Here is a 25,159-nt window from a genome sequence, read left to right as displayed (position 1 = left end):
GCTGTACTGGGTCACCCCGCGCCACCTGGCAGGCGATGACGGAGCCCTTGCCGAGCGGATCGGCGACACCCTGACCGACCTCGGCTGGCGCATGTGGCCGACCTCCCGCAACACCCTGCTCTACGTGAGCCCGGACGGACTGCGTGGCGCCGAGTGGATCCTCGCCGCCTACCCGTTCGAGCTGGGCGGACTCCCGGTGGCCTGGCAGCTGTCGGCGCGTCCCCACGCCGTCTCGGCGATGACCGAGTGGAACGCCTACTTCACTGCCGGCGTCCCGCACGAGGCCCTCGCCGACCTCCTGCTCGCACTCGACGCCTGCGCCACACCCGATGCGGGGTTCGAGGGCGCCGAGGCGGTGCTCACCGCGCTCGGTGCGCGGGGCTGGCTGCGCGACATGGACCGTCCCTGCACGACCGCGACGGACCCCGGCTTCTCCGCCAGCGTCTCGCTCGAGATGCTTCCGCCGCTCATCCACGACGCCGACCCCCGGGACGACCTTCTGGGGTGGCAGGCATGGGCGGAGCCCGTGCTGGGAGCGCCGTACCTGTGGTGTGCGAGCTTCAGCGCGAGCGCCCCGCACGAGCTGGTCGCCGCCTTCGCCTCCTCGCTCGCGGCACCCGGCCCGGTGCCGCGCCGACGGCTGCCCGAAGGCGCGGAGGACCGCCTCACGGTCGTTCACCGCAGCTGACGACGATCGCGGGCGGTCGAAGAACGGGATACATGGGGTGATGCCCGCCCCTCCAGGCCCGGTGGTTTCCCTCTCCCCTCGGGGGGTGGAACCGCCGGGCCTTCGCCGTACCCGTGTCGGGGAGGCGGCGCCGTGAATCCAGGATCCGGGCCCTGAATAGGATCGCTCCCGTGGCAGTCAAACTGATAGGCAAAGGACCACTGCGCGGCTACCTCCTGGAGGAGGTGCTGGCCTGGTTGCTGCGATCCAGCGGCTTCGAAGTGCTCACGGCCAACGATGATAAGGACAAAGAGCCTTGGAAGGTCCTTAAAGAGGACAAGAATGGCTTGCTGGTCCGTGGGCGCGGGGCGTGGCACCAGGTCGACGCGCTCGGGCAGTTCAGGTACGTCCCGCCGTTCTCGCTGCCTGTCCGCCTGTTCGTCGAGGCGAAGTATCTGACCTCGACGCGCGTAGGTCTGCCGACCGTGCGCAACGGTCACGGCGTGATTCACGACGTGAACGAAGGCGAGACCACTACGCTCACCGCTGCGGGTACGGGCCGGCCGAGGACGCGGTACCGCTACAACTACGCGATCTTCTCCACGTCGGGCTTCAGCAAGGAAGCCCAGGACTACGCGCTGGCCCATCAGATATCCCTGATCGACCTCTCTGCTCCGGACTTCGCCGTACTGCGGAACCTTGTCCGAATCGCGGCCGACACGATTCACGCAGCGCTCGAAGCCGCGCCCGCGGGCGAGCGGCCGAAGGTGCACCAGATACGCGCGTACCTTCGCGGCCCACTGCTGGATATGTACGCCGAGGACGCATATCTGCCCGATCAATTCCGCGAGCCGCTCGATGAACTCGCCCAGGCGCTGCACAGCCGGTCCACGTTGGGTCTTGTGCTGGCCTTTCCCGCAGCACCGTTCGTTCTGGGGCTGGCGTCGAATGACCTGTACGGGTTCGTGAATTACGCGAGAGAACACCCCACGCACGCCGTGCGCGTGCGGCGACTGTCTCAGTCGGCTTCGCATCCCGTCTGGGAACTGCGCTCGGCCGAGCACCCGGACGTATACGCGTTGAGGTTCAGCCTGCCGGAACGGGTGGAATCCTGGATCGTCGAACAGGACGAAGGAATGCCCTCACGAACCCGGTATGTAAAAAGAAGCATGCTCTCGACCATGACCCTGTACTGGATGGACGGGGAGCACGCGCAGACATTCCAACTGCGCTACGAGCCCGGCGAACTGCGCCTGGCGGGCTGATCGGCTCATAAGCCGAAACCCCGGTGTCCGGGCCTGTTGGACGGACAGGCCCGGACACCGGGGTTTCGGACGGTGGAGCGGGTCAGTGTGCGGTGCGGGCCTTGGTGAGCGCCTTGTCCAGGTGGGCGTCCACGAGGCCCGGCGAGCCGGAGACGATCACCAGGACGTTGCCGGAGCGGATCGCCGTCTGCTTGACGACGCTGCGCTGCCCGCCGGCGGAGTAGGTGAGCAGCTGGCTCCACTGCTCGTCGCCGAGGTCGGGCGCGGCCGTCTTCTGCGCGCTCATGTCGATGACGGTGCTGCCCGACGCCACCTGGTAGGACGGGCAGGAGACCATCGCGTTGAAGACCTTCCCGATCCCCTTGGACAGCTTCGTTGCGCTGTCGCTGTACAGCTCCTCGCTCACCTCGGAGTTGGTGCTGCCGGCGTAGGTGAAGGACGCCTTCGCCTTGCGGGTGAAGTCGAGGGTGGCTCCGGTGGCCGCGTCGCTGCCGAGCTTCTCCAGCTCCGGGCAGCCGATGACGGTGACGTCGTCGTGCTGGTCAGCGGCCTGGGGCTTGCGGGTGTAGCCCTCGCCCAGGTCGCTCTCGTTCAGCAGCCGCTCGTTCAGCTTGGCCGACGAGAGCGGCGCGGACGCGGTGGCGCTGTTACCGCCCCGGTGCGCGGGTGCGGAGGACGCGGCCGAGGTGTCGGCGGGCTCGGTACTGCGGGAGCAGCCCGTCAGGGCGAGGACGGTGAGGGCGCTCAGGGCGAGGGCGGTCGTGGTGGAACGGCGCATGCGAAAACCCCTTGTGATGCGAGATGGATGGTCTGACCAGGTCGGCCCTCCGGGTGCCGACGAACGCAGGGGTGGGGGAAGGGGTTTCGCGACTTCAGTGGCCGAGGTGGCGCAGGCCCTCGTCGAGGGTGGGGTGGAAGTGGTCGACCGGACCGGAGTTGCGGTTGTACCAGGCGGTGTCCAGGCGGGACTCCTTGGCCTCGTGGCCAGCCTCGCAGCGCAGCCACACTGAGTCGTCACGCATGTTGAAGACGATCCAGTTCCGGTACGCGCCGCAGTGGCACTGGTGGACTTCGCCGTCGATGACGAGCGGCAGGTCCCAGCGCATCATGAACCCCGAGACGTCCTGGCGGGACGGCGCCCGGAAGTCCGCCGGCAGGAAGTCGGGCACCACCGTGGACTCCGGCGCGGCAGGTGCCGGCGCTGCGCGGGGGCCGGGGCAGTCCGGCAGCGGCAGCTCGGTGTGCATCGCCAGCACTGCCTGGCCGGCCCGCTGGGCTTCACGGAATTCTCGGTCCGCACGGTTGCGTCGGAACATGCCGTCTCCATCTCTCTCGTCTCGCCTGCACGAGGAGAGTGCCGCAATCCCCTGACCTGCTGCAACTCTAGAAATGTTGAACGCGGACGACTTGCTGGAGGACTTCGGCACGGCACTTCCGCGCAGGGCGTGGGCCTCTGTTTTCATTCCAGATCGGTTACGGCACGGGCCGTTTTGGGCGGACGGGCGTTGCCCCGAGCATGCGAAGTACAGGTTCTTCAACGTTCCCGACGCAGCTGAGCGGCGCGTACTGGCTGGAGTCGCCGGTCATGGAGCACGCGACCGGCTGCCGGTGCTCCGGCACCCGCGAGCCGCAGCCTGAACTGCGGGATCATCGGGTGCCGGAGGCGCGCACCGTCATGCTGTGCACCGCGGGCGCCACCGTGAACGTGGGCGAACTGCTGCCGGGGCCAGAGGCGTGGCCGGCCACGCAGGCCGCGGATGCAGGGGGTATAGCGTCCAGCAGGAGTATGAGCTGGGTGACGTCGTGACGGTTTCCGCTGGTCAGAGTGACGGCGAGCGTGTTGCGCCGTCGGTTGAGGCGTGTGACTACTCCAGGATGTCGAGCTCGGGAAGACTGTCCACGATCTTCATCGTCTCCAGACTGACGGTCACGATCCGGCGGAGGAGATCAACGATGTAACGGGGGTCGTCCGACCAGTCGTTGGGGTCGTTCACGATTCCGCTGGCCTTGTCGACCTTCACCTGATATCGATCGATGATCCACTCGATCGCGGAACGCGCACCGAGCTGATAGCGGTACGCCTCCTCCGGGATGTTGGAGAGCGTGACACGGCTGTTGTAGATGATCGTGGACCGGTCCGCTTCGCCACCCTTCTTCGGAATCTTCATCTTCGTCACCCGGAACAGCTCCGAGGGCGGAGTGTCGACGCTTCCGCTGATCTGCTCCACGATCCCGTTGTACGGCTCCACGCTCTCGTACCCGATGTGGAGATCGGCGAGCGCCCGGCCGGCGGCGGCGAAGCCACGGAAGTCGCGCACCTTGGGGATGCGGGGCAGGGACTTCTTCAGGTCCGAGGCGAACTGTGTGCGGTAGGAAGGGGAGTGGAGGAGGCCATAGGTGTAGTAGAAGACGTCATCCTTGGTGATCGTGCCGTCGGCGTACGACTTGCGGTAGGCGCGGAGGGCGGCGTCGGTGATGTTGTCTACGCGTTCGTAACCATCGTCGGCGTCCTCCTCAGCGGCGGCGAAGAGGTCGTCTCCTTGCCCAAGCTCGCGGTAGGTATAACGCGCGAAGTGCGGACCAACGCTCTTTGTTCCCACCGCGTGCAGATCCGGGAGCGCGTCAGTCATCAAGACGGAGAATGGCTCTTCAGATCCAGTGCCCGTGGTGTAAAAGCCGAGGTTTTTGTGCTCCGACGTCGGAAAAAGACGAGGGAGTTGGTAGACGGTGTTATTCAGCTTCCGATCGAAGTATGAAAACTGTCGAGTGAAGGGGCGATATGTGGCGATGAAGATACGGTCACTGTGAAACTCGTACCGCTCCCCCTTGGCAATTCGGGCCTTGTCGGCACGATCCCAGCTGATCTTCTTGGGATCGTTGTCGATATAACGGTCGACGTCGGTTGGTGACGGAGAAGCCAGCGACATTTCTTCGCAGTGCGCCTCGAAGCCGTGCGCCTGCTCGTTGTAAAAATCAATCGTCGACTCGGTATTCTCTGTGACCTTCTGATGAGAGAAGTTGTAGAGCCAGGAGTCACGGCCGGTTTTGAGGCCGCTGGTTTGAAGAGCGAAGATCGAATTCTCCCGCAGAGCCTTGTCTTTCTCACCCATGGCCTGGAAGGACACGAACCGTTCATCGCGCTGATTGATCCAGTCTCCCTCCGGACTCGGAGTGATCCGCTGCCATTCCACGGTGTTGAGCTCGTGGCCGGCGACGATGCGGAGTTTGTCCTCGCGGCTGAGGTAGTCGCCGATGTCCCGATAGTGGAGCTGGCAGCCTTCTGTCGTCCCGGCTGTGGTGCCGCCCTTGACGAGGATCAGGATGGCGACGGTGCTGCGGCTGCCTGAGCCGAAGACTTTGCCGCCTTCCTGGCGGGACAGCTCACCAGCCGTGCGTTGATTTCCGCGCAAGTTGTAGCAGTAGATCGCATCGAACTCGTCTGCGAGAGACAGGCGCAACCCGTCGGCAGTGTTGCCGTCGATATAGCCACCGTTGGAGACGTAGGCAACGATGCCCTCATCCTTGATCCGATCCGAGGCCCAACGGATGGCGCGGATATAGGAGTCGTACAGAGAGGTCTTCAGTGTCGCTGATGACCTTGCCGCGTAAGTCTGAGCGATCCGGTCGTCCAGCGCAGCGTACTTGAGGTTCTGGTTGTTGTCGTTGGCGCTGTCTTGCCCCACCGAGTACGGCGGGTTTCCGATGATGACCCGGATATCCTGCGCCTGCTGCTTCCGGACCCTCTCGCTGTTGCCCTCGATTCCCCCGAAGAGGCGTTCCGCGTTGCCCTCGGCGAGCTGGAAGGTATCCGTCAGGACGATGCCCTCGAAGGGGGTGTACGCCTCCGTTCCGCCCATGTCCTCAAAGGCGGCCTCGATGTTGACCGCCGCGATGTAGTAGGCGAGCAGCACAATTTCGTTGGCATGAAGTTCGCTGGCGTACTTGCGCAGGAGGTCGTCGGGCTTGATGAGGCCAGACTGGAGCAGGCGGACCATGAAGGTGCCGGTGCCGGTGAAGGGGTCGAGGATGTGGACGCCTTCGTCGGACAGGGAGGTGCCGAAGTGTTTGGCGAGGGCCTGGTCTGTTGAGCGGAGGATGAAGTCGACGATCTCGACGGGGGTGTAGACGATGCCGAGGGCGTCGGCGGTCTTGGGCAGGGCGGTTTTGAAGAACTTGTCGTACAGCTCGATGATGACGCGCTGGCGGCCCTCATGGTTGTCGATGCCCTCTGCCCGCTTGCGTACGGAGTCGTAGAAGCCCTGGAGGGTCTTGGCTTCGGCGTCGAGATTTTGGTCGTCCAGGACATCGAGCATGCGCTGCATGGCCAGGGAGACGGGGTTACGTTCGGCGAATGCGTAGCCCTTGAAGAGCGCGTCGAAGACTGGCTTGGTAACGATGTGCTGGGTGAGCATGTCGAGCGCGTCGGTCTCGGTGACGCCTGGGTTTATGCTCGCGCGCAGCTCGCCGAGGAAGGTGTCGAAGGCGGCCTGCTTGTCCGGGAGGGCGAGGGCGGCCTGGATGCGGGTCTTGTGGCGCTCCGCGATCTGGGCGATGTCCTTGGCCCAGTCCTCCCAGTACTGACGCTGGCCGACCTTCTTGACGATCTGGGCATAGATCGCGTCGCGCCAGTCCTCCATGTGGAGTGCGGTCTGGACGTACTGGGCCGCGCTCGCCTCACCCTGCCCGTTGCCGCCGTCCCCTTCGCCAGAGATGGATTCGCGGTCGTCCGTGGCGTTGGCGACCATGATGTTGTCGGGGCGGCGGTTGTTCAGGTCGAGCTGGTTGACGGTGGCGTTGAAGCGGTCGTCGTGGGCGCGCAGGGCCTGGAGGACCTGCCAGACAGTGCGGAAGCGCCGGTTGTCGGCCAGGGCCTGCTCCGGTGGCATCCCTGCGGGGACAGCGACGGGGAGGATGATGTAGCCGTACTTCTTGCCCTCGGCCAGCCGCATGACACGGCCAACGGACTGGACGACGTCGACGACGGAGTTGCGGGGGTGGAGGAAGAGGACGGCGTCCAGGCTGGGGACGTCGACGCCTTCGGACAGGCATCGGGCGTTGGAGAGGATGCGGGCCTTGTTCGGACCGGGGTCCTGCTTCAGCCAGTCGAGGAGGTCGTTGCGGCGCAGGGTGTTGAAGGTGCCGTCGACGTGGTCGACGTCGCACTGGAGGATTTCCTCGTCGGCGCCGTCGTATGCCTGGACGACCTCGCGGAAGCGTTTGGCGAGTTCTTTGGATTCGCTGATGTTCCGGGCGAAGGCCACGGCCCGCTGCATGGGTGCTTCACCCGGTTCGAAGCCGGAGCCGTCGGCGAGCTTGCCTGTGCGCTTGGCCATTCCGTTCCAGCAGCCGACGATCTTCGCGGCGTCGTCGAGGTTGAGCTCGTTGTTGTCGTCGGCGAGCTGCTGTTGGAGGGATTCGGCGACCTTGCCCTCGTCGATGGTGAGGATGAGGACCTTGTAGTCGGTCAGCAGGCCCTGCTCGACGGCCTTGCCGAAGCCGAGGCGGTGGAATTCCGGGCCGTAGAGGTCCTCGTCGTCCATGGAGCACAGGACGGTCTCGGTGTTCTTCGCGTCCGTCTTGGCCTCTTCGCTGAAGAGGCGTGGGGTGGCCGTCATGTACAGGCGGCGGGCGGAGCGGATGTAGCCGTTGTCGTGGATCTTGACGAAGTTCGACTCGTCGCCGGCGGTGAGGGTGGCGCCGGTGGTGCGGTGGGCTTCGTCGCACAGGATGAGATCGAAATCGGGCAGGCCGGCCTGCTGCGCCTGGGCGATGGTCTCGATGGACTGGTAGGTCGAGAAGACCACGGTCAGTCCGGGCCCAGCCTCCACGCTCGCGACCTGATTGATGAGCTTCGCAGGGCTGGTGGTGGCGGGCAGTGCCAGGTCGTGTGTCGACATGTCCGTGCTGTCGGGGTCAACCTTCTTCTGCTTGCCGACCTTGATGTCGGAGCAGACGGCGAAGCGCCGCATCGGCGTCTCGGTCTCGTACGACCACTCCCGCAGGGTCTGCGAGAGCAGTGCGATTGAGGGGACCATGAAGAGCACGGTGGTGTGGTCGCCCTCGCCGCGCTTCGCGCGCTCCTGCTGGAGTCGCTCGACGATCTTCAGACCGGTGAAGGTCTTGCCTGTGCCGCAGGCCATGATCAGTTTGCCGCGCTGGTGGGAGGTGAAGCCTTCGAAGACCGCGTCGATCGCGTCACGCTGATGTGGGCGCACAGTCTTCTTGCCCCGGAGCCGCAGCTCGACCGGGCCCTCGGGAGCGGCGGGAACGTGCCACTCGACCGGGCTTGCCTCGATGTCGGCCAGCCCGATCCGAGTGACTGGAATCTGCTGGTCATCCAGGGCGGACTCGGCGTTCGGCCCCCACCTATCCGTCGTCGAGATGATCATTCGGCGGGTGAAGGCGCCCTTGCCCGAGGCCGTGAAGAAGGAGTCGAGGTCGGCTTTCTGGACGGTGTGATGCGGCTCGTAGAACTTGCACTGGATGGCGCAGTAGCCGCCGGTCTTCCGGTCCTGCGCCACCAAGTCGATACCGACGTCCCGCTTATCGCTCTCCGCGCCGGGCCAGTTGTGGTACATCCATACCTGGGTGAATTGTTCGGACCAGTCCGGGTCTGCCCCCAGGTACTGCACCATGAGCTCCTCGAAGCGGGTCCCTCGATCCCGGTTTACGGTGGTGCCCTCACGGATCGCCTTGAGAACGTCGTGCACCGTCGTCGCAGTCGTGATCCCGCTCAACGCGATTCGCACCCCATCACAGTCAGTAGCGCGCCCGTCCGCGCGCTTCGTCGGTCATACCAGAATCGCCATAACACTACTGGTGAGTCCCGTGCTAAGGCGCCGAATCGGCCCGCCCTGGTCAGTGCCGGCTCATACCCTCATGCGCATCGGTAGGCAGACCGGCGAGGGTGCAATGGATGCGGTCCTCCGCGCCGAAGGAGCGGTACCGCACGGAGGGCGGCCAGCGTGAAGAGAGCGAGCGGCTGCGTCGATCGATGGGCCGAACCTTCGCGAAGATGTACATGAGGTACTTCAGCCTGACGAACAGAAGCGATGTCGGTTGATTGCCTGACAGTTGAGGGATGTGTCCGGTAGATCTGTGCGGGTGAATGACTCCATGCCCAGCGAACCCGCTCCCGCGGACGGCGATCCCACCTCCTTCCGCGAGAAGGCGAGGAGCTGGGCCGAGAAGCACGAGACGGCTGTCCGCGTCGTCAAAGCGGTGGGCACAACTGTGGGCGCAGCCGTCGCGATCATGGTCGTCAAGCACGTCATGACGCAGAACGTGACCGAGTACGCCGACGATGACCAGGCCACCGAGTACGCCGACGATGACCAGGCCACCGAGTACGCCGACGATGACCAGGCCACCGAGTACGCCGACGATGACCAGGACGCCAAGGACAAGCGCCGCCCCCCTGTCAGACACTTAGTGGCCGAGCACACCAGGACGCTCGCTGACGGGCGCGTCATCCCTATTCCGCCTTACAAGCGCGGCGGCTCCTCGGAGGACGAGGGCGAGGACCCCGACGGAGTGGCAGCCTGAGCTTTGAGGACGACTCACCTCCCACCGCGGACTTCACTCTCATGCAGTGCCGACGGAGTACCTGCAGACCGCTTGCACCGCCGCTGAACTGCAGACATGCCCCGACTCGACATAGACCGCCGGAGCCTCTCGTCGACCGTGAAACCGTGGCAGAAGCCGAGCTCCTAGGCGCGGCGCTCAGCGTCTGGGTTCTCTCGTGCCGCCTCCTCGCTTGGCCGAGGCGTTCCCCGACGGCGGCGTCGACTTCCTCCGCGTCTGTCCCTTCGACGCGGTCCTTGTCATACCGCTCTCCGGCGCAGTCGAGGCGTCCGCGGGCAGGTCCGCCATTCGTCGCAGCCGCCATACCAGCACGTCACTGATCGATTCTGCGGTCTCCAGCTCGCGCCGCTCCGCGGCTTCCGCCAGGAGCGCGGCGGGGTCGTGGCCGGCGTTCTCGACGTCGACGAGGGTGGCGGCCAGGGCGTACCAGCCGGGCTCGGCGAGGACCTGCCCGGCCAGCTCCGGCACCGCCTGTCGGAGACAGGCGGCCTGCTTGCGCTGGAGGGGCTGGGACAGGCGGCGACCGCGCTGGTGCATCACGCCGAGGTGCAGCGGCGCGGCGGCCTGGTAGGCGGCACGCAGGTGGTCGGCGGCCTGGCGGGCAGCAGCGGCCTGCTGGGCGTGCTCCTTCTTCCCGTGCCAGTGGGCGGCGGCGCTGACCAGGAAGAACGCCATGTCGATGAGCATGGCGGTGGTGGCACCGTCCTCGCCGCGGCCGAGTGCGGGACCGCCGTAGACGAGATCGCGGGCAGCCTGACGCAGGGCACGGTCGTGGCCTGCTTCGGCCTGGACGTGGGAGCGGGTCGCCCGCTCGAACGCCCATGCGGCATCTCGCAGTTCACGGCGGGTGTGCGCGGCCGAGGTCTTGGCGAGCGCGTCGAGGACCTCGCCGGCTGCGGCGAGGTGCGCGGCGATCTGTCCGTCGTCGCCCTGGTCGAGGATCAGCACGGTCTGCCAGACCGCTGTCGTCGCCTGCCGCCGAGCGGCCGACGGGCTGATACGGGGCGAGTCGGAAGAGCGGTCCGTGGCGGAGTCGCTGTAGTGACCGGAGGCGTCGGAGGACCACCGCTTGCGGATGCGGGGCAGGGAGAGGTCGGGCGCGAGGGTGGAGCCGGAATAGTAGATCGGCTCCTGGTCCTCGTTGCGGTCGTCCGGCAACGCGACCTTGTAGCCGAGCAGATCACCAGAGGGTGCGGTGCGTTGGCGGATCAGGAGGCCGGCGGCGGCCAGGCGGTCGAAGAACTCCTCCTCGCTGGCGACTCCGGCTGCGGCGCGGCGCACGGTCTCGCGCAGCTCCTCGCGGGGGGTGCGTTCCTTGCCCTGGCGGTCAGCCTTGTGGCGTTCGGCGCTGGTGGGGCGCTTGGCGGCGGTTCCGTCGCCGACGTTCAACCGGCGTAGACCGTAGTCGATTTCGACCTTTCGGGCTTCGGTCTGGGAGCGGGCGCCGTCCTGGCGGATGCGGGCCTGGCGGCCGTCCTCGCGTACGACGGTGGCGACGATGTGGATGTGATCGTCGGCGTGGCGAACGGCCGCCCAGCGGCAGGCGGCGTCGTCGCCTTCGGGGGCGATGCCGGTGGCGGCAACCATGCGGCGGGCGATATCCGCCCACTGCTCGTCGGTGAGGATCGGATCCTCCGGCGCGGCGCGTACGGACAAGTGCCATACGTGCTCGGCGGGCCTGGCGCTCTCGGGTAGCGCCATGACGGGCTGGTCGAGCAGGCGCTGCAGGTCGCCGTACGTTGCCTCCGGATCGCGGCCGGGGTCGGGGGCCTGGCTGTCCCACGCGGCGACGAGGTGCGGATCGATGTGCTCCTCGGCCCTGCCGGGACCGTACAGGTAGGCCACCAGACCGCGGGTATCCGTGCCCATGTCGTGGACTTTGGGGATCATGCAGCCGGGCGCTCGCTGTCCAGGTAGTGCTGGGTGAAGGCGTCCACGCGTCGAGCGGCACGGTGCACGGCGGAGAGGACCGCCTCGGCGTGCGGGGCGTCACCGCCTGAATTGAACGTCTTGGCAACCTGGTTGACGTTGTTGCCGATCTGTCCGAGGTGGCGCCGCAGGCTGAACAGCTCGGCGATCATTTCGCGTTCGCCGGCTATCTCGGCTGCCGTGCGCGTCAGGTCGCGCGCGGCGCTGAGGGCTGCGTGGGCGAGGAAGCCGGACGGAGTCATGGCGCACGCGGCTGCGGCATCGAGGACGGACTGCTTCTCGTCGTCGTTGAAGCGGCTGGCGATCAGGTGCTTGCGCTTGCTCGACTTGGTCTTCGGCGTGCGGTTGCGTGCGGGTAGCTGGCTCGACGGCGCGCTCGCGTGGTACGTGCAGTGCGGGTTGTGGCACGGGTGGGTGGCTGTTTGCTCCTCCTGGGGATGCCGGCCGCCCTCGGTCGCATCCCCACGGTCCGGCGCCCCCCGGCGCTGGACCGCCTCCGCCACCCCTGGGGCGGAGGACGCGAGAGTAGTACTCCCAACGGGAGTACTACTCTCGCACCAACTTGCTCGCGGTGAAGTCGAGTTGGATTCCGGCTCACCGTGCGCGTGAGTGGGGGGTGTCGTCGGGTTCGTCATCGGGTGGGGTTCCTCGTGGTGCGGATGCGGTGCTGGATCTCGGCGGCGAGTTCGACCATGGCGGTCGGGCCGTTGAGGACGCGGACAGGGGACTCGGGGCGGTCCTGGGTGAGCCACTGGCCGTTGGGGGCCAGCACGGCTGCGTGCAGGAGCTGGTGCCGTACGAGCACTTCCGCCCAGGCGCCGGCCTCGGCGGTCGACGGGGTGCGCGTACGCGGATTGCGGGCAGGAATGGCGATCCTTCCATCACAGGGGGCCCGACCGAGGCCGGGCCACCCGGCGGAATACGGAGGCAGGCGCGTGACCTGCTCCTTTGCTGGTGTCAGCCGCACTCGGGACAGCGGTCGAGGTGCCGGTTCAAGGCCCGCGCCATGTTCCGCTTCACCGAGAAGGCGTTCTTCGCGCTCGTCTTCGCCGACGTCGACCCCTGATGACGCTCGGAGTGACCGCGCAGGAACCGGATGTCCTGCTCAAAGCCGGACTTGATGGTGGCGAACCGATGGCAGGTCTTCATCGGACCGTGCTCCTTGTCGTGGTGGTGGCCGCCTCGTCCCGCAGCAGCTGCAGGACCGGCGTCAGGCGCTCGTTCCGGCCGCCCTGGATGTTCTGGGCGCGGAGGATCTCCCGCAGCTGGGGACGGGTGACCGACGCGTTGCCGTCCCGCTCCAGCAGCGCGGGCACGTGCGGGCGAACCCGCTCGACCATCTGCTCGACGGTCAGCCGGGGCCCGTTCCGCGAACGCTTGGCCTGCCCGGCGCCCGGACGGTTTCGGGAGCCCTTCTGCGGCGGCTTGCGACGCAGGGGGACGGTGTGGGGACGGTCCCCGTTGGGCTCGGTCCCCGTTTCGGTGTCGGGGTGTTCCCGGTCCCCGTTGTCGTTGGGGACGGTGTGGGGACCGTCCCCAACGGGCTCGGCCGCGTCCCCGACAGCGCGGTCCCCGATCGAGGCTGCGGTTCGGGGACCGGCCTCGGGGACCGTCCCCGTCGGGCTCACCTGTTCCTCGGGGAGCGTCCGAGTCCCCAGGGCCGTACCGCGTGGGGACCGGTCCCCACGGTGGTCGTCTTGCTCCCACGAGGGCTGAGTCCAGGGGGACGGCAGGGCGACAGAGGCGAGGGCCGCAGCATGCCGGCGGGCGGCCAGCTGCTCCAGAAGCGCACGACGCTGGTCAGGATCGGTGCCGACCCCGGATCGTGAGAGGGCCGTCTCGAGCCGCCGTTCGATCCGGCGCCCGTGACGATTCGTGCGATCCTTCTCCGGCATCTTGGCCAGCCGGGACGCGAGGGCCCCTGCCCGCTCCGTGGCGCGCTCCCTAGTGATCTGGGCGGCATCGCGGTTCCGCGTGGCGACACCCAGGCGGGAGAGGAGACGTTCCCGTACTTCGCGTCCGAGCGTCGCCAGCAGCCCCTGCGAGGAGGCGTCCGGTTTGTGTAGCCGCAGCTCGATACCCATGGCCAGATGCCAGAGCATGGCCGCCATGACCGGACCGACGATCGCGCGCACGGTGCCGCCGACCGGCCCTGATTCGGCGTACGCCGGGATGATCTGTACCCCGGTGAGCACCCAGACCAGGGTGCCGGGAACGCCGGGTGCGCCTTGATTGCGCAGGTTCTGGCGGGCCAGCAGAGCGTTCGCGAACAGCGCCAGCTCGGCTGTGGAGAAGAAGGCAGCCCGTTGCACCGTGTCGGTCATGCCGAGGTAGTCAGCGGCGAAGAACCAGCTGGTCTCCGCGCTGTATGCCGTGCAGCCCAGCGCCGCGAGGGCAGCGACCCACACCGTGGGGGTGCCGGCGCGCGGGGCGCCTGCCCGTGTCCGGTTGCGTCGGATCGACCATCCGGCCAGCACCAGGGCGAGCACCCCGACAGCCGCGACCGCGTAGACGGGATCAATACCGAGTGGCAGAGACATGGCGATGGGGTGAGTCATGCGGCCTTTCGGAGAGCGGCGATCAGGGAGTGGGTCTGAACCTGGCGGGGCACCTGCACCGGCGAGGCGGCCTCCTCGTCCTCGGCCGTCTCGTCGTCGGCCGGCTCGGTCTCGTCGTCCTGGTCCCAGTAGCGGTCGCGGTCGGCGACAGCGTGTGCGGCGTTGCGCATCAGGTCACGCGCCCAGTCCAGGTCGAGCCGCAGCGTGAAGGCGAGGCGCTCGGGGCTCCAGCCGCGGACGTACGCGTGGCGGGTGACGGCCTCACGTTCGGCGTCGCTGAGGTGGATGTCGCGCCCTTCGAAGGCCGCCTTCACCCGGCTGTAGTCCAGGCGCTTGTTGACCTTGGCGTGCCAGGGGCGGCGCTCGTCGTCGGTGAGGCCGCCCCACATGCCGTGCCGGATCTCGTTGTCGAGGGCGTAGTCGAAACACGCCTTCTTCACGGGGCACTGGCCGCAGATCGACTTGGCCTCGTCGATGGCCGCGCGGTCGCGGGCCGCGTGGAAGAACAGCGCGTCGATGACCTTGGGCGGCATGTTGTGGCACAGTCCCCGGGCCTGCCAGCTGTGGTCGGCGATGCCACGGATGGTCGGGGCCGGGGAGTCGTTGGTGGTGATGTGGCGCAAGGGAGTCTCCGAAGGGCGCCTCGGTCGGCGCGGTTCGCTCGGCACCGGTGGTGGCGGGGTGCGGCGGAGCTTGGCGAGGCGGGCTTGGGGCACGGCGGCGGGCCGTACCGCTTGGAGGAACGTTTCTGCGGGGAGGTGGCGGCCGGGTCAGGCAGGTATGGCCTGGGCTTGAGCGGCCAGGGCGTCCTCGACGCGGGTCGGATGCGGCTCGATGCGCGGTTTGGTGTTCCGGTTGCGGACACCTCCACCGCTCCGTTCGCGGCAGGGCTCGCCCTTCGGGGCGCGGCACCTCTCGCACGGGACGCTGAAGATGTCGGGTCCGCCGGCGGCGATGGCGGCTTCGCGGGCGGCACGGGCCGGACGGAAGGGCGCCAGTTCGGCTCGTACGGCGTCCGGGACGTAGGTGCCGACGGCCTTGAGCATCTTTTTCAGGCCGGGGTGGGGTTCCCCGGTCGTCACTCCGCGGTGCGGCGACGGGGCGATCCGCCCCGTCACGACGGCGTCGCGGGTCGCGACAAGCTCCGCCCGCCAGGCTTGCGGGTCGTCGGGGTCGGCCATCGGCGTCGGATCGGTGTGCCGTCCCAGGCGGTCGCGGTAGTGGGCGTTCCACTCGCGGGCCACATCGGCGGGCAGGATCGGGTACGGGGAGGCGACGACGCGCTTGCGCACCACGTCGCGTACATCCCAGCCCTGGCCGGTGGTCATGGGTACCTCGCCGAGCAGCTCGTGCCACATGGCGAGCTGGTCGCGGGCTTCACCCGCATTGGTGCGGATGGTGCGCGGGTCCAGGCGGCCGACGTAGGTGAGTACGGCAGCAACTTCACGGCGGTCCAAGGTAGTTACTCCGTTCCAGTCGGTTCGTCGACGGCGGCGAGCAGGGCGGCCATGTGCGCTTCGGAGCGGGTCATGCCGGCCTGTGGGGCGGGGCTGCCGCCGGGCAGGGCGTAGAGGTTCGGGCGCTGTGGTGTGGGGGTGTGCTCGCGGTCGATCCAGGACCGCCAGTCGGCAGCCCAGACAGCGGCGGAGCGAGGGCTCCAGGCGGCGCGGTAGTGGCGCCATTTCGCGTCGGCGGCCTGCAGGCCCTGCTCGCCGAGGCGTTCCAGGTGTCCCTGCTGCTGGGCCCAGGACAGACTCGCGTCGTCGACCTGCCAGTCGGTGGCCGAGGTGAGGTCGGCAGCACTACTGCTGCTGTACTTACGGTTCACCTTCGGTTCACTACAGTTCTGGGGGTCAGTTTCTGACCCGGAGGGGGGTCGTTTTCTGACCCGGGGAGGGGTCGGATTCTGACGAGGGGGTGCAGATTTTGACCCGGTCAGATTCTGACGAGGGGGGCCCGATTCCGACCCGGCCTTGCGGCAGATGCGGTGCTTGCGCAGCCGCTCCTCGTCCAGGTCATCCAGGTCGGGAGCGGGATCGGTGTCCGCCAGCGGTTCGACGTCCTCGACGCGCAGCTCGGGGTCGACCTTCTGGGCAGCCGCGACCTTCGCGAGCCAGGCAGCGGGGCGCGGCATGCGGTACACCGTGCTGTGCTGGGGGCCCTGGAAGTCGACGCATATCTCCAGGTCGCCGGCCGCTACCAGCGAGGTGAGGGCGCCGCGCACGGCGTTGCGGCTGGCGTGCGTCCGCTCCATCAGCTCGGTGAGGCCCGCATAGGCGACGCATTGCTCGTCGGGGATCCGGTCGGCGATCGACAGGAGGACCAAGCGGGCCGTGCCACGGCTGGCACTGCTCTCCCAGGCCCACTTACGTGCCTGCCCGCTCATCGGGACACCGCCTTCACGAGATGCGTGAGATTGGGTGTCGACGACGCGGGAGACAGGTGAGCGGGGGTGGCTGCCGCGCAGGCCGGGAACGCTGGCCTTTTGCGCAGGGCAGGCGGCATGTAAGACTCTCCTCCGTAGTGAAAGCCGCGCCGGGGTGCCCGTAGGAAAGGTCCGGTGCGGTAAAGGTGGGTAATCACCGCCCTTGCCGGGGCGGGAGTGCCGTCAGGCGGTCGGCGTCCGGGAGTTAGTGGCTCCATGGGCGCCGTCGCTGTTTTCGGGGCTATGCAGCCCTGCTGGGTCGCGCGTTCCGCATATGGCTCCCTATGCCGTCTGCTGCTGGGCGGGGTGCCCGGCGGGGGACGACGAACATATGCAGGCTGTGGCGCAAGATCCAGACCTTGCTAAAGGACTCTCTACAAGTCGCGTGGGAGGGCGCCGGAACCTGCGCCTGCAAGTGGGGGCGGCGGGCTGGGACGCGGGCAGCGCCATGATCGCCCCGACGGACTTGGAAATGGTCACCGCAGCGCCCTCTCGCGTCTCATGCGACCACGGTTTGTGGACCAACTAGCGAAGCCTGTGCTGGTGGCTGCCCGGGTACATGCGCACGCACCGGCGACAAGGTCCAGGCACGGTCTTTAAGCCCTGTGCTGGTAGCAGAAAGTCACCGTGTGATCGGTCGCCGGAGTCGCGTGCAGGGCTCGGTGCGGGCCGCCCCCCGGTGTTCAGGAGCACCGTTGCCGCGGTTGCCCCGAACGTCGAGAGCGTGTCATTGTGTCCGAATTGCAGCGGGTGTCTGATACCTCCCGCGACAGGAACACGGTGTGGATGAGGTGTTTCCACGGTCACTCCGCGCTTTCCGGTCGAAGATCAATCCTGGGGTGCCAGACGTGACGTATACCGCAAGGGAAATGTGGCTCGCGCCACGTCGCCCGGCGCGCTCCTGCCGGTAGAAAAGGACAGGCCGACCAGGAATGGACGGTGCGTGCCAACGGAAACGTGCTGGTGAGGAAGAAACTTTCCATACGCGGGATCGCGCCGTCAACTGGTGTTTATGGCGAGGTAGTGTGGTGGTCGAAGTGACGACGAAGTCCACCCAGAAAAGGATCATGGAAGAGCCAACCGGAGACCAGGTGACCCCCCAGGGGCTCATGGACCGCCTAAACCGCCTGTTCGATACGGTGCACCCGCCCGATCGTGGCCCCTTTAGCAACGCCGAAGTGGCCGAGCTGATGGAGAAGCGAGGGCTGGGCAAGTTGTCCGCGCAGTACCTGTGGCTCCTGCGGACCGGGCAGCGCGATAACCCGACGAAGCGTCACCTTGAAGCGCTCGCAGGGTTTTTCGGGGTGGATCCCGCTTATTGGTTCGATGATGCCGTTGCCGAAAAGACAGTGCAGGAGCTGGAGTTGCTCGCACTGCTTCGCGACGCGAAGATCAAGAACGTTCTTCTTCGCCTATCCGACGTCTCAGCGGACGGAAAGGACGCCGTCCTGGGGATCGTCGAGAGCGTACGAAAATCCGAGGGGTTGCCACCCTCAACTGGCGCGTAAGACGGCCTTAGTTCAGTAAGTGATCAAGGAAAAATAATGTGGTCTGTACGCAGGCTGCGCCGGCCTGACCTCTTGGCCGAGCTGCGGCTCCCGCACGTCACCAATATCCGCGATCTCAGCGAAGAGGTCTCACGCCGCACGGGACGGAATGTGGTCCTAGAGCCCCGTGAGCAGGCACCCTCCGTGTGCGGGGCATGCGCCGTCACGGAGAGTGCCTTTTACGTGTACTACGACCCGCGGACCAGCTGTCTGCACCAGGACCACATCATCGCCCACGAGTTCAGCCATCTGCTGCTCGGCCATCACAAAAACCGCCCGGCGTCCGCGCTCTCCACGACGATCTTCACCAGCGTCGGTTCGGCCACCGTGGAGATGATGTTGGGGCGCACGAAGTACGACGAGGACGAGGAGCGGGACACTGAGCTTCTCGCCTCGCTGCTCCAGCGCAGGATCATTGACCGGTGGCTCCGCAGCGACGAGTCCTCCGGGGACGAAGTCCAGGACCGGGTCACGCACACACTCCTGCGCCGACGGGAGGCCCGGCCGTGAAGGACTTGCTCCATCCGATCAGCCTCGTTGTCGCCACACTCGGCTTCCTCTGCCTCCTGCGGGACGTGCCGACCCGCCGCCGAGATCCCGCCTCCACCGCGCTGGCCGCTGTCTTCCTGCTGTCAGGGCTGTCGTTCCTGTTCTCCATCACCCCGATGTGGAACTACCTCGACCGCGTGCTCGGCACCGTCAACCTCTCCGTACCCCTCGCCCAAGGGTGCGTAGTCGCGCTCCTCGCCTGTCAGCAGGTGGTTCTCACGTACTGGGGGTCTTCGCCCGACGTCGCCCGCCGGCGCAGTCGCCGGTGGCTCGGGGCCGGCTTTGCCGTGATCGCCGGGTTGTTGGTGCTGTTCGCCCTGCTGACGCCCAGCGCGCCGCACCCCATCGACTTCACGCTCTACTACGCGCACGACGACTGGTACGCCGCGTACCTCACCTTGTACGTCACGGCCTACACCATCGGGGAACTGTTCCTCGCCCGCGCCTGCTGGCGTCTGGCCCGCCGCAGCAAACGGGAGTCCGTCCGGGTCGGCCTGCGCATCGTCGCCCTCGGCGCAACCGTCACCCTCGGATACAGCGCGGTCCGCATCGGCAACGTGATCGCCGGCGCTTTCGACACCTCCCTCGCAGAATGGGAGAGCTTCGCCTGGACCTGCGGCGATGTCGGCGCCATGCTCACGCTGATCGGCTGGCTCGTGCCCACCATCAGCGACCAGACCCAGAGCGTCCAGTACCGGATCAGGCAGTACCGCTGCTACTACGGCCTGCGCCCCCTGTGGCTGGCCTTCTACAGCGAAGCACCCGAGATCGAGCTGCCCATCGACCGAGTCGACCCAGCCCAGCGGCGCCGCTTCCGCCGCATCTCGATCCGGCTCTACCGCCGAGCCGTCGAGATCCGGGACGGCCGGTTCGTGATTCGCAGGTATCTCGATGCCGCGGTTCGCGAGGCAAGCGAAGCCCACCACCGGGCCCGAGGACTGCACGGCCAGGAGCTGTCCGCAGCCGTCACCGCCGACCAGATCCTCGCCGGAATCGCCGCCCGCGCCACCGACGCCCGCCCGGAGCCCGAGCAGCTCACCGAGTTCGCCGACGCCGAACGCCAGACCACGAGGCCCATGGACGACATCGACGCTCTCCTCGACGTCGCCCGCCACCTGCCCCGCCAGCCCGCACGAGCCCCCCACCTTGAGCGAGTCTCCGCATGACGAACGACCTCACCCGCCAGCCCGCGCACGCCCAGCTTCAGGCCCTGGACCACGGCGAGATCTCCAGCCGCGAACTGCTGGACCTCCACCTCGCCCAGATAGACGCCAGCCAGATCAACGCCGTCGTCACCCGCGACGACAGCGCGGCCCGAGCCGCCGCGCACGCGGCCGACGAACGCCGCGCCCGCAACGAGAGCACCGGCCTCCTCGACGGCCTTCCCCTCACGATCAAGGACAGCTTCGAGACAGCTGGCCTGCGCACCACCAGCGGCGCCGAAGAGCTCGCCGACCACGTCCCCGCACGCGACGCCGACGCGGTCGCCCGGCTCCGCCACCAAGGCGCCGTCATCATGGGCAAGACCAACACCCCGGCGTACTGCCAGGACCTGCACACCGACAATGTCCTGTTCGGCCCCACGCTCAACCCGCACGACCTCAAGTACACCGTCGGCGGTTCCTCCGGCGGCCCCGCCGCCGCAGTCGCCGCCCACCTGACCCCCGCCGATCTGGGCAGCGACCTCGCCGGCTCCCTCCGGCTCCCGGCCCACTACTGCGGCGTCTACGGCCTGCGCCCCACGCACGGACTCATCCCAGCCCGCGGCCACATCCCCCGCCCGCCGGGATGGATCACCAGCAGCGACATGGTCACCCCGGGCCCCCTGGCCCGCCACCCCCGCGACCTCGACCTGCTCCTCGACGCGCTGACAACACCGTCACCCGGCGAGAACAGCCCCTGGCTCGTGAAGCTGCCCATGGCGCGCTGCGCGGTCGGCCAGCTCCGCGTGGCGGTGTGGGCCGAGGACACCAGCTGCCCCGTCGACCGTGAGACTGCCCATGCTCTCGCCACCGTCGAGAAGGCACTGGCCTCCGCCGGCACGAACGTCCGCCACACCACGGGACCGGTTGGCTTTACCGACTCTCTCCGCCTTTTCGAGCGACTCCTCCACGCCACCACGACGGCCGCCACCGACGATAAAGCCGGCGCGGCCGAACTCGCGGCAGCGCGCGACCTGCACGAGGATGACGCGAGCCCGCGGGCCACCTTCCTCCGCCACCGAACGCAGACACACCGCGCTTGGCTCCGCACCAACGAAGAGCGCCTCCGGCTCCGGGAGACGTGGCATCGATTCTTCGCCGACGCCGAGCACGATGTCCTCATGATCCCCGCTGCTCCCACTGCGGCGATCCCGGCTGGCTCCCGCGTTCTCACGGTTGACGGCAGCGAGCGGAGCTTCTTCGACCAGACCGGTTGGGCCAATCTCACCAGTCACGTCGGTCTGCCCAGCCTCGTCGTACCTGTTGCGCGAAACGTGGACGGCCTCCCGATCGGCGTGCAGCTCGTGGGACCGGCCTACTCAGACCGGACCCTGCTCGCCCTGGCCGAACACCTGGCGTCGCTTCTCGGAGGGGTGTCCGTGGGGATCAGCCTTTGACACTGTTGGCCAGCGGCGCGCGGGCCGTGACCGGAGGGGGATCAGTCGTACAGGCGTCCCAGCAGGGCACCCTGGCCGGACTGTAGAACGTGGGCGGCCTCCAGCGGGACCCAGAAGCACTCGAAGCGGGTGGGTTCGTGCTCGCAATCGTGGTCCTCCTGGCTGGCCCACCGCTCCGGTGTGGGCTCGGTCAGCTCCAAGTGGAAGACGTGGCGGTGCTGAATCTCGAACCGGTACGGGCTGATGTCGTATTCGGCCTCGCCGAGCTTCCGCACGATCTTGAAGTCCTTCAAACCGGTCTCCTCGCGGGCCTCCCGTAGGGCCGCCGCCTCCGGCGTCTCGCCCGCGCGGATGCTGCCGGCCGGGACCTGAATACCGACTTCCTCGTAGCTGTAGTCGGTGTGCCGAAACACCAGCAGCTCTCCGGCGCGCACGACGTAGCACAGCACCTTGTCCTTGGTGACCTTCTCGTGCACGGGCACCTCTCCTGAATGCGATGGAACGGGACGCGACACAGCACCCGGCGATCACGGCTCACTGCCGCGTGCACCCCGGTCAGCCAACGGCCGTACTCGGGCAGCCGGCCCCGAGTGTAGATCTCGCAGCAGCACGTCACGAAAGCACGAGGTCTACCGAACTGCCGCACGGGGCATGGGTGATGGCCTGATCGCATCTCTCATCTGGTGGTTGTCACTGCTCGCCATTCTCTCCGGCGGGGCAGCTGATCCGGAACCAGACCGCTTGCCGCGCAGCAGCGGCTGAGTTTGCAGTTCATCCGTCAGACAGGGCAGGAGGAAAGGCGGGAGGCGCTCGGCGTGCCGCGATTGGTGCCCACCGGCTGTCGCCCCTACGGTGGGAATCCCACATCTTGTGGTCATCGAACATCGGATACCCATAGGTTGTAGGCGTCGGACCTGTTAGGCCCTTTTCGACCACCCAGAGGACACATTCGATGGCGGACCGAACCGTTGACGGCATGGCGCGTACGCAGAGGGTCGGAGAGTACTCCCTTGGACAGGTGCTCCCGCGATCTCCGAGGCGCCTGCAGTCGACAACTCGGTCGTTCAAGGTCGGCGAGGGGAAGGGTTACTTGACGGTCGCCTGCACCGAGGACGGCAGTCCTGCCGCAGTCACAATCTTCATGGCCAAGCAAGGCTCGACTTTGGCGGGCCTGATGGACGGCTTCAGTACGACCATCACCCAGGGTCTGCGGCACCAGGTCCCGCTGGAGGCGTTCGTGCGCGAGTACGTCAGCATGCGCTTCGAGCCCGCGGGCCTGACCAATGACCCCGAGATCAAGCAGGCCACATCCGTTCTCGATTACGTCGGCCGGCGTCTGGCGCTCGACTTCCTGCCGTACGACACGCGGGTGGAATTCGGCGTGCTGACGGCCGACGAGCGCGTGGCCAAGGAGCTCCAGGACAACGTGGGCAACGCAGCGTGGACCGACATGATCGGCCTGGCGATGTCCGCGCCGACCGTCACTCGCCCCCGTCGAGGTTGAGGGTACGACAAGGCGGGGCCGACCTGCGATGCGTTCGCGGGTCGGCCCCTTCGCCTGAGCCAGGCCGTGTGCGCCGGTTCAGTCGTCCGTCCAAGTGAGCTAGTCGGTACCGTGAGGCCGTTAAGGCGGTGGACCTACTCGTTCACACTGAGGCGGATCAGGCCGCGCGCGGCCGTGGCCTGGGCGAGGCTCGTCTTGCCGGAGCAGTTGATCCCGATGAGCAGTACCGCGGTCAGCTCGTTCATGGTGCTGCTCACCCTCATGGCGCTCGCGCTGGGGCTATTTCGTGGCGACCAGGTACACGCTGCCCCACTGCCGTTTCGGATTGGCCATCGTGGCGTCGAAGTCCCACGGTTCCACGGCCCGGAACCCGGCCTCGGTGAAGAGATGTATCAGCTTCTCCTCGTCGTAAGCCCACAGGTGGGGCGTGTAGTTGGGGGTGTCGTCCTGGTCGCGGAAGGTGTAGTTGATCAGATCGAGGAAGGTGCTGATGTCGCTGAGGCAGTCCCGCTTCGAGTACCACCGTTCCACCATCTCGGCGGCCAGCTCGGGGTTGGCGGGGTAGTGCCTCAGGAGGAACGCGGCGTCGGGCACGCCCGTGACCAGCTGCCCGCCGTCCGTGAGTACGCGGTGGGCTTCGCGGGCGTAGTGCTTGACGGAACGGGGATAGTCGATGTGCTCCAGGAAGTGCTCGGAGAACATGAGCTGCACGCTGGCATCGTGCAGGGGGATCCCTTCCCGGATGTCCCACAGGAGGTCGGCGGGCGGGACGGCTTCGATGTTGAAGAAGCCGTCGATCCGGTGGGCGCCGCCGCCGATCTGCACCCTCTCGGGCGTCGTGTCGATACGGCCGTTCGGCCAGGCCAGGCTGCTGGCCTGGTGGTAGCGGCTGATCTCGATCTCCTTGGCTGTGGCCCGCAGGGTCCGGGCGAGCCCGTGGCCGGTCGCGGGGTCCTGCAGAAGGGCAGCGATCTGCTCGCGGAGGAGTTCGAGCGAAGGCGCGGCGGGGTGCACGGTCATGTCGTCTCCTGACGGGCGGATCAGTTCGGTGAGGGTTGGGGAACGGACCATTTGTTGTTGCGCATCAGCGTGTACTTGATGTCCACGAGCCGAGGCGCGATAGTCAGGTCCAGCTTCTCGACGGGGTGCACCCGGCCGGCCTCGTCCCGGACGGCCCGGTAGATGCTGTACTCCAAGTCGGGGTAAGCCGGGTTGATGCCGACTTCCCCCTTGGGCATCGTGCCGTTGAACGGCGCGATGATGTCCATGTGGTTCCAGTAGTTCCACGCCTGAAGCGCCTTGTGCTGATCGAAGTAGAAGTAGAAGTCGGGGTAGCGGCCAAAGGTCCGCAGTTCCCGGTGGATGAGGTGGCCGAGCAGCGGCCCCATCTGAGTGGCCAGGCTGTCGAACTCCCAGCGAGTGTGGCGCCAGGCTTCCGGTATCTGGCCGGTGGTGAAGAGGCGCGCGGCGACGAGATAGCTGATCCGGTCGCGGAGGTAGGCGCGGGCGTGCACGGGATCCACGGTGGTGTCGACGCCGGCAAGGAGTACGTCGAACTTGCCGGGGGCAGGGCGGAACTTCGCGAGGTCGAATCTGCCGGCCATGTCGGGGAACGTGGCGAACAGCATTTCCTTGTAGAGCCAGTTGTTGAACTCGCCGCGCTCGGCAAGCTGCTGGGTGTGGTCACTGGTGGAGTGGAGCATCAGGTACTCGGCCAGGGCCTCGAAGTACAGGTATCCGAGGATCGGCAGGCGCGGGATCGTCTCGTCCAGTAGTTCAAGGAAGGACGGGGCGGCGACGTCCGCGCCTTCGTAGACGATGGCTGCCGCGAGGGCGAGAAAGGCGGTGCTGTTCTTGATGCGGCTGACGATCGTCTCGCGCAGTGCGGACCGCTCGGCGTTGGACAGCAGGTATTCGAGGTCGCTGTAGATGCTGAGGTGGATCGCGCCCAGGCGCAGGTAGTCCACGCCCGCCAGGCCGCGGTACGCGCGACGGGGCCGGGTGATCTCGAAGATCAGCGGGGTCGGCGTGCGGCCTTCGCCGCCCTTGGCCACGAACGCCGGGGCTTCCTTGTTCAGGACGTACTCGGCGAGGTTGTGCATCCGAAACCCGCTGCCGTGCACAGTCAGCGGCGCGCAGTAGATGCTGCCGACCAGACACCCGCCCGACGGGTACAAGAAGCCGTTCTGGCTGATCTCCTCCAGGGCGTGGGTGACATGTAGCAGGTGCAGCGGACCATCCCCGTTGAGGGTGTCGAAGAGAGCGTTCGTCCGCAGGAGCGCGCCGTGGGGGGTCTCATCGGCCAGCCGCTGCTCCCACCGGGCGGACTGCTCGGCAAGGGGCCCCGCCTGGTCGCGGGTGTCGGGTAACAGCGGGGTGTCGTAGAAGGCGTGGGCATCGGCCCACAGGTGATACGCGTCGTGGGTGTCCATCAGGTGATTAAGAGCGTCCGGCAGTAGGTGGCGGAGCACGGTCGCGATGAGGGGTGGCAGCAGAACGGGCACAGGCCCGCGTGATCATGGAGTTCTCTAC

The 25,159-nt window shown here is 67.3% G+C and carries 22 protein-coding genes; 8 read left to right on the top strand and 14 right to left on the bottom strand.

All coding sequences use genetic code 11. From position 1 onward, the window contains the following. The first annotated feature begins 1 nt into the window (after window position 1). The gene (locus ACGFU7_RS26125; RefSeq protein ID WP_097921527.1) at window positions 2-688 is read left to right on the top strand and encodes a DUF317 domain-containing protein; all 687 of its coding nucleotides are present in this window, start codon (window positions 2-4) and stop codon (window positions 686-688) included. A gap of 170 nt (window positions 689-858) precedes the next feature. After that, a complete protein-coding gene (locus ACGFU7_RS26120) occupies window positions 859-1,932 on the top strand; it encodes a hypothetical protein (protein ID WP_179888483.1) in 1,074 nt (357 codons plus the stop codon). Window positions 1,933-2,014: 82 nt separating this feature from the next. Here ACGFU7_RS26120 and ACGFU7_RS26115 read toward each other — a convergent pair whose 3' ends face one another. The 3 genes from ACGFU7_RS26115 to ACGFU7_RS26105 all read right to left on the bottom strand — a co-directional run bounded on the left by ACGFU7_RS26115 (window position 2,015) and on the right by ACGFU7_RS26105 (window position 8,681). Beyond that, a complete protein-coding gene (locus ACGFU7_RS26115) occupies window positions 2,015-2,710 on the bottom strand; it encodes a hypothetical protein (protein ID WP_097921528.1) in 696 nt (231 codons plus the stop codon). Between the two features lie 94 nt (window positions 2,711-2,804). Then, window positions 2,805-3,248 carry a hypothetical protein gene (locus tag ACGFU7_RS26110; RefSeq protein ID WP_097921529.1) on the bottom strand — a complete coding sequence of 148 codons (444 nt, stop codon included), beginning with the start codon at window positions 3,246-3,248 and terminating at the stop codon, window positions 2,805-2,807. A gap of 549 nt (window positions 3,249-3,797) precedes the next feature. Next, entirely contained in the window at window positions 3,798-8,681 is a 4,884-nt protein-coding gene (locus tag ACGFU7_RS26105) for a DEAD/DEAH box helicase (RefSeq protein ID WP_393698738.1), read from the bottom strand. 367 nt (window positions 8,682-9,048) lie between these two features. On the opposite strand from ACGFU7_RS26105, the gene ACGFU7_RS26100 reads away from it, so the two are divergent. Then, window positions 9,049-9,477: a hypothetical protein gene (locus tag ACGFU7_RS26100; protein ID WP_393698736.1), complete on the top strand. Its 429-nt coding sequence runs from the start codon at window positions 9,049-9,051 to the stop codon at window positions 9,475-9,477. Window positions 9,478-9,654: 177 nt separating this feature from the next. On the opposite strand, the gene ACGFU7_RS26095 is transcribed toward ACGFU7_RS26100, so the two are convergent. The 8 genes from ACGFU7_RS26095 to ACGFU7_RS26060 all read right to left on the bottom strand — a co-directional run bounded on the left by ACGFU7_RS26095 (window position 9,655) and on the right by ACGFU7_RS26060 (window position 16,389). Further along, entirely contained in the window at window positions 9,655-11,406 is a 1,752-nt protein-coding gene (locus ACGFU7_RS26095) for a relaxase/mobilization nuclease domain-containing protein (protein WP_393698735.1), read from the bottom strand. Next, window positions 11,403-11,948: a plasmid mobilization protein gene (locus ACGFU7_RS26090; protein WP_257134758.1), complete on the bottom strand. Its 546-nt coding sequence runs from the start codon at window positions 11,946-11,948 to the stop codon at window positions 11,403-11,405. Before ACGFU7_RS26090 ends, ACGFU7_RS26095 begins: the two co-directional genes overlap by 4 nt. Before the next feature lie 128 nt (window positions 11,949-12,076). Next, complete coding sequence (locus ACGFU7_RS26085; protein ID WP_393698733.1) at window positions 12,077-12,412, bottom strand: hypothetical protein; 336 nt, start codon at window positions 12,410-12,412, stop codon at window positions 12,077-12,079. Next, window positions 12,403-12,594, bottom strand: coding sequence for a hypothetical protein (locus tag ACGFU7_RS26080; protein ID WP_053558947.1), 192 nt, complete (start codon window positions 12,592-12,594; stop codon window positions 12,403-12,405). The genes ACGFU7_RS26085 and ACGFU7_RS26080 overlap by 10 nt, the downstream gene beginning before the upstream one ends. After that, the gene (locus tag ACGFU7_RS26075) at window positions 12,591-13,985 is read right to left on the bottom strand and encodes a hypothetical protein (protein ID WP_393698731.1); all 1,395 of its coding nucleotides are present in this window, start codon (window positions 13,983-13,985) and stop codon (window positions 12,591-12,593) included. Before ACGFU7_RS26075 ends, ACGFU7_RS26080 begins: the two co-directional genes overlap by 4 nt. A 14-nt stretch (window positions 13,986-13,999) precedes the next feature. Next, complete coding sequence (locus ACGFU7_RS26070; RefSeq protein ID WP_393698729.1) at window positions 14,000-14,626, bottom strand: WhiB family transcriptional regulator; 627 nt, start codon at window positions 14,624-14,626, stop codon at window positions 14,000-14,002. 147 nt (window positions 14,627-14,773) lie between these two features. Further along, entirely contained in the window at window positions 14,774-15,460 is a 687-nt protein-coding gene (locus tag ACGFU7_RS26065) for a hypothetical protein (protein ID WP_393698727.1), read from the bottom strand. A 5-nt stretch (window positions 15,461-15,465) separates the two neighbouring features. Further along, the gene (locus ACGFU7_RS26060) at window positions 15,466-16,389 is read right to left on the bottom strand and encodes a helix-turn-helix domain-containing protein (protein ID WP_393698726.1); all 924 of its coding nucleotides are present in this window, start codon (window positions 16,387-16,389) and stop codon (window positions 15,466-15,468) included. Between the two features lie 1,076 nt (window positions 16,390-17,465). Between ACGFU7_RS26060 and ACGFU7_RS26055 the strand changes: the two genes are divergently transcribed. From ACGFU7_RS26055 to ACGFU7_RS26040, 4 genes are read left to right on the top strand one after another with little or no spacing between them, the layout of a single operon-like run. Beyond that, window positions 17,466-17,936 (top strand): XRE family transcriptional regulator, encoded by a 471-nt coding sequence (locus ACGFU7_RS26055; protein ID WP_393698725.1) that lies wholly within the window; start codon window positions 17,466-17,468, stop codon window positions 17,934-17,936. Window positions 17,937-17,972: 36 nt separating this feature from the next. Then, window positions 17,973-18,485, top strand: a complete 513-nt coding sequence (locus ACGFU7_RS26050; protein ID WP_393698723.1) for a hypothetical protein — start codon at window positions 17,973-17,975, stop codon at window positions 18,483-18,485. Continuing rightward, complete coding sequence (locus ACGFU7_RS26045; protein ID WP_097921538.1) at window positions 18,482-19,690, top strand: MAB_1171c family putative transporter; 1,209 nt, start codon at window positions 18,482-18,484, stop codon at window positions 19,688-19,690. The genes ACGFU7_RS26050 and ACGFU7_RS26045 overlap by 4 nt, the downstream gene beginning before the upstream one ends. After that, window positions 19,687-21,123, top strand: a complete 1,437-nt coding sequence (locus ACGFU7_RS26040) for an amidase family protein (protein ID WP_097921539.1) — start codon at window positions 19,687-19,689, stop codon at window positions 21,121-21,123. The genes ACGFU7_RS26045 and ACGFU7_RS26040 overlap by 4 nt, the downstream gene beginning before the upstream one ends. 41 nt (window positions 21,124-21,164) lie before the next feature. On the opposite strand, the gene ACGFU7_RS26035 is transcribed toward ACGFU7_RS26040, so the two are convergent. Continuing rightward, entirely contained in the window at window positions 21,165-21,599 is a 435-nt protein-coding gene (locus ACGFU7_RS26035; RefSeq protein WP_097921540.1) for an NUDIX domain-containing protein, read from the bottom strand. Window positions 21,600-22,264: 665 nt separating this feature from the next. On the opposite strand from ACGFU7_RS26035, the gene ACGFU7_RS26030 reads away from it, so the two are divergent. Further along, window positions 22,265-22,627 (top strand): hypothetical protein, encoded by a 363-nt coding sequence (locus ACGFU7_RS26030; RefSeq protein WP_356723121.1) that lies wholly within the window; start codon window positions 22,265-22,267, stop codon window positions 22,625-22,627. A gap of 279 nt (window positions 22,628-22,906) precedes the next feature. Here ACGFU7_RS26030 and ACGFU7_RS26025 read toward each other — a convergent pair whose 3' ends face one another. After that, window positions 22,907-23,647: a class I SAM-dependent methyltransferase gene (locus tag ACGFU7_RS26025; RefSeq protein WP_393698721.1), complete on the bottom strand. Its 741-nt coding sequence runs from the start codon at window positions 23,645-23,647 to the stop codon at window positions 22,907-22,909. Window positions 23,648-23,667: 20 nt separating this feature from the next. Then, window positions 23,668-25,059, bottom strand: coding sequence for a hypothetical protein (locus ACGFU7_RS26020; RefSeq protein ID WP_393698719.1), 1,392 nt, complete (start codon window positions 25,057-25,059; stop codon window positions 23,668-23,670). Between the last annotated feature and the right edge of the window lie 100 nt (window positions 25,060-25,159).

The sequence above is a fragment of the Streptomyces sp. NPDC048473 genome (genome assembly GCF_043200155.1).
Taxonomy (GTDB): domain Bacteria; phylum Actinomycetota; class Actinomycetes; order Streptomycetales; family Streptomycetaceae; genus Streptomyces.
The sequence above is the reverse complement of the archived record's forward strand: the minus strand, read 5'-3'. Positions and strand labels throughout refer to the sequence as shown.